The 4,934-nt window shown below is 34.9% G+C and carries 3 protein-coding genes and 2 pseudogenes; 3 read left to right on the forward strand and 2 right to left on the reverse strand.

The features are described 5' to 3' along the window. Together ACKVOD_RS10080 and ACKVOD_RS10085 are read right to left on the reverse strand one after the other, a co-directional pair. A pseudogene (locus ACKVOD_RS10080) lies at nt 1-211 on the reverse strand (tetratricopeptide repeat protein); the annotation flags it as partial. A 2-nt stretch (nt 212-213) separates the two neighbouring features. After that, nucleotides 214-798, reverse strand: a complete 585-nt coding sequence (locus tag ACKVOD_RS10085; RefSeq protein ID WP_409209345.1) for an RNA polymerase sigma factor — start codon at nt 796-798, stop codon at nt 214-216. A 166-nt stretch (nt 799-964) separates the two neighbouring features. On the opposite strand from ACKVOD_RS10085, the gene ACKVOD_RS10090 reads away from it, so the two are divergent. The 3 genes and pseudogenes from ACKVOD_RS10090 to ACKVOD_RS10100 all read left to right on the forward strand — a co-directional run. Next, nucleotides 965-2,038 carry a hypothetical protein gene (locus ACKVOD_RS10090; RefSeq protein ID WP_409209346.1) on the forward strand — a complete coding sequence of 358 codons (1,074 nt, stop codon included), beginning with the start codon at nt 965-967 and terminating at the stop codon, nt 2,036-2,038. A 207-nt stretch (nt 2,039-2,245) separates the two neighbouring features. Continuing rightward, nucleotides 2,246-4,210 (forward strand): PKD domain-containing protein, encoded by a 1,965-nt coding sequence (locus ACKVOD_RS10095; RefSeq protein WP_409209347.1) that lies wholly within the window; start codon nt 2,246-2,248, stop codon nt 4,208-4,210. 228 nt (nt 4,211-4,438) lie between these two features. Next, nucleotides 4,439-4,934 (forward strand): annotated as a pseudogene (locus ACKVOD_RS10100) (hypothetical protein); the annotation flags it as partial.

Here is a 4,934-nt window from a genome sequence, read left to right on the forward strand (position 1 = left end):
CTGCAATTGAATTTAAATTTTGTGTAAACGCACTTAAATCGGCGCTGTTTCCAAATTTATTAGACAAATGTTGATTGAGCTCCTCAAATATTTCAAATGATGAAGCTAGTTCTTTATCTTCTGACAATTGTTTTTCAAAAGCATTTTTCTCTTCAATACTCATTTCGTTTTCGAGATATTGACTGAATTCTATGTAGCGTTCCTCGTTCATGGCTAGGTCGTTTTTAATGATTTAAAGCGATTTGTTTCCTGAATCCACTGAGTTAATTGTCCAACGCACAACGATTTTTTCTTTCGAACATAACCATAAGTTACATTGAGTTTTTCGGCAACTTCCTCCATCGATTTGATAGCGAAACTCAACTTCAATAATTCTTGGCATTTATCGCCTAGTTTTTGAAACATCGTATCAAAAAGTTGCTGTTTTTCGTCGAAGACTTCGGTTTCTAGTACCATTTCCTCAGTGAGTTCATTAATAGATGTTTTGTCTTCATCTAATGTTACCCCTTTATTCGAAGATTTTTTTATTTCGTTTAGCCATTTCCTTTTACATAATAAAAAAAAGTACGCATCAAACGGACAAGTTAATTGTAGCTTCTTGGCTTTGGCCTGATTAAAAAGTAATATCATGATTTCTTGAATCACATCTTGGGCTTGGTCATTATCACCAGAATTGTTCCTTATATAGGAAACTACTTTGGGAACAAATTTCTTGTAAATAGATTGAATAATTGCCGAATCATTATTGGCAAGTCCATCAATATAGATTTGGTCTGGATGTATAGTGGTATTAGCCATAAAAAAACTTTTTTCGAAAATAGTAAAAAAAGGGGTAACAAAATTAAAACAAGGTTGATATATGGTTGTAATCGTTCTTTTGGCAATTAAATTTAAAACAAGGGTAACAATTACAAAACAAATTTGATATAACAACAATAAACAAAAACATTTAAAACTAGAAAACATGAAAACAGTAAACAACAACAATTCAAACAACAATTTAAACACTTTAGAAATTATGAAATCAACGATTCACGCACACCAAAAAAACATTTTAAAACTTGTAAGTAAAACAAATTTAAAAAAAATCGCATTATTAGCATTGGTAACACTTTCCTTTATTGGTTGTGAAAAAGATGAAACCATCAATGAGCCAGCATCGGCCTCAGAATTTGCAGCCGTTAGAGATGCAGCACTAGAAGCACAAACTCAGAATTTTACAGCGACTGCTGGAGCTGGAATCATCACACTAACATCGGACAAAGGAGTAACCATAAAAATAAATGGAGATTGCCTTACTAAAAATGGCAATACTGCAACTGGAGCAATAAACATTGAATTTGTAGAGCTTTTCGACAAAGGTACTATGCTAATTACCAACAAACCAACCATGGGAATTATGCCAAATGGGGATCAAAGTTTATTGATATCCGGCGGAGAGTTTTTTGTGAAAGCGACCCAAGGCGGAGTAGAACTAGCTACAACTTGCAACATCAATCTTATAGTACCAGCCAGTTTAACCGATGGAATCGACAATGCAATGACATTATGGAATGGTATTATCGATACTGATGGAGAATTAGCTTGGGAAGCAGAACGCGATGCTACTGCACCAAACGGGGGAAAAGACGGCGTATTTGCCGAAGGAAATAACTACTATGTGTCTTTTGGAAACTTTGGATGGACCAATGTGGATAAATTTTACAGCGATCCAAGACCAAGAACGACCATACTAGCCGATGCTCCTGATGGGTATGACAATACCAATAGCGCAATCTACCTTTCTTATGATGGCGAAGGAACAAACGCACTTGCAAAATTGGACACTTACAGTGCTGGATTATTCAGCGAACACTACGGACAAATTCCAATAGGATTGGCTTGTCATGTGATATTTGCCACCGAAGATAATGGGCAGTGGAGATACGCCATCAAAGCGGTTACCGTAGCTGCAAACGACGTGTACACATTCACGCTAGCCGAAACAACTCTAGGAACCGAAGCGCAATTAGTAGCCGCAATCAATGCCATACAATAATACAAAATAGAAGTTTTTACAAAAAGTGGTGATTTGCTCACCACTTTTTTCTATTTTTAAAAACTCTTAAGAAGATATACTCGGTTTCATTGCTTGGAGGAACTACTGAAAATTAGAAGCTAATCCTGCTGTTCGCTATATCTTTTCCCACGCAAAAAAGCGTGAAAAAAGGATGCCGCTGCCATCAGGGCTAAAAACGAATCAATTATGAAACAACCACTATTTATTTTCATTATTTTATTTTCTATCTGTTTTCCTGAGCTTGTCGAAGCACAAACCAAAGCAAAAGATACTCTAACCCGTCGTGCCAATATTACGTACAACCAAAAAGGGAATTCAGTAAAATTTAAACCCGAAACGCCACCCTTAATTCCAATTGCTGGAGCACCAAAACCTTCCTACTCCTATTTATGGGAAATGGGCGATGGTCATTACAGCAAAGAAGCCGAACCTAAACAGGTCTATAAAAACAAAGGAACTTATACCACAAGGCTTGCGGTAACCAACAATTACGACAACGGAAAACCACCAGCAACACGACCAAAAATAGTTGCCGTAAACGAAGTTTCGGAGGAAATATATAAAGATATTGCGTCTATCGAAGATCAAAATGGATTGGCAATTCAAAAAAATTGCGATCCAATTCCAGACCAAAAAATAGAAGTAATTCTAAGTTATCAAAACCTAGAAAACTATGTAACCAACGGAAAATTATATCTGTTTTTTAACGAAAAACAGTTTAAAAACAACAATTTTGAATTGGATAATTTCAGAACGTATGCGGGCGAAAAAGAAGTCAAGGAAAATTCGGTTGCCTTTGTAGATGATCTAGAAAACTCCGATTCATATCTAGCATCCGAAATCGCAATTGCCAATACGAAAAAATACAGAATCACAGCGGTCGAAGAGGACTTGGCAACTTCGTTGTTAAATGCCAATAAAGAGTACAAAAACGCTACTGTTTTAGAATTTAATGACGCTAATCCTGGCGAAACTAGAAACTTGTTTTTTACATTCAAAACCACACCCGAAATGATTAAGGACACGAGCGCTACTGTTACCATGAGAAGTATTTTTGTGCCGAATCGAAGTTACAAAAACCACAAAATCAAGAATCTTGAAATGGAAATCGTAACCTCACACGATCCGAACAAAATGTGTTCTAACGGAAGTTTTATGAACTACAGATTGGTGCGTTTTAAAAGAGTCAACTTCAAAACCCGTTTCCAAAATAATGGCGAAGGACCTGCAAGAAAGATTCTATTAGAAACAGACATTCCGGAAATGTTCGATAAAAAAACATTCAAAATTGAAGATCAATATCCAAAATGTCCTATTTGTCCAAAAGACGAAGAACCAACAACCAGTTGTTTGGATACCATTATCAAGAAAAACCAAATTCATTTTACCTTCAAAAATATTTATTTACCCGGAAGTACGCAGAAAAACGTCAAAGAAAAAGACAGCACCAAAGGCTTTGTCAAATATTCGATGAAGTTCAACAAAGACTTTCATAAAGTAAAAACCAAAAGCAGAACCGCCATTATTTTTGATAAAAACGAACCTATAATTACTAATTATGCTACAACACGTTTTTCTCCAGGAATTTCTATTGGAGCCAAAGCAGGGTATAATTTGTATCCAAGCCTCGAAAATTCCAAAAGTTATTTTGTGGGGGCAACTGTTTCTCCTTATAAATCCTATCGTTATTATTGGCAAGCCGAGTTCTTAAACAGCTTGAATTCTTATAATAATTCAATTTCAACAAATGATACTTTTCTAACAAGCGCAAATGGCGTTCGTCAATTACAACGCACCACAACTTCGTCAGAAAACTCAAATATCAACTGGGAAATCCCGGTGCTTATGCGATACAATATCAATAACTTTATCGGAATTGGAGCAGGTTTGCAAGCCAATTTAAATGTTTCGGAAAAACAAGAACAAAACCTGAAAATAGAAACTTACGAAGGAATAACTGATAAATTTTTAATCTCTGCAACCAATGAAACCAAGACTGAAAAACAATCTTTTACCAATTTCAAAACAGGATTGTTATTTGATTTAACCATTGGCGCGGCTAGAATTGGTCCAAGTATTGGTGCGAGATATGTGCTTAATTTAGAAGATAATTTCAATTATTTTCAGTTGTATGGCATTTGGAAGTTTTAAGAATTGGCACACAGATGAAACGGATAAAACAGATTATCACTGATTTTTTTTAGGTGTTAATCCTTGGACTATTTTTATAGAATTACACTATTTATTTTATTAAACTTCGTCATTTAAATAAGAATTATTTTGTCATTTCGACCAACGGGAGAAATCACATTAGTTGCTCTCGTTATGTGATTTCTCCTTCGTCGAAATGACAAACTTAAATGACCTTAAATTCCTTATATGGTTAAAACTATTTTTTATCTTTTTCTTTTCACGACTCTAACTGTTTTTGGGCAATATTTACCTACCCAAGAAGATGTAATATACAATGCAGTTGATATTTTTGTAGCCAATCCATCCCTTGAAAGTATAACAAAACTAGACGCTGCCGAACACAATTTTTGGAAAAATCCGAAGCCAAAAACAAAAAATGAATTATTAGCTTTAGTGGTTTTAAACTGCAATAAAGCCTACTACGAAAACCAATTTGGCAAGAGCAACAAAGCTATTTCAAGCTATGAAAAAGCCTGGCAAATCTTCCAAAAAAACAAGCTTTCTAATTACGATATTACAGAATACTGCCTTAAACCCTTAGGCAATCTTTACACTATTATTGGCGATTATGACAATGCCGAAAACACCATAAAACAGTATTATTTTATTGCTAATACCCAGAGAAACGAACAACATAAAATAGCTGCCATAATCAACTTATCAAATGTTTACCAAAGCAATG

Source organism: Flavobacterium sp. (genome assembly GCF_046155325.1).
GTDB lineage: Bacteria > Bacteroidota > Bacteroidia > Flavobacteriales > Flavobacteriaceae > Flavobacterium.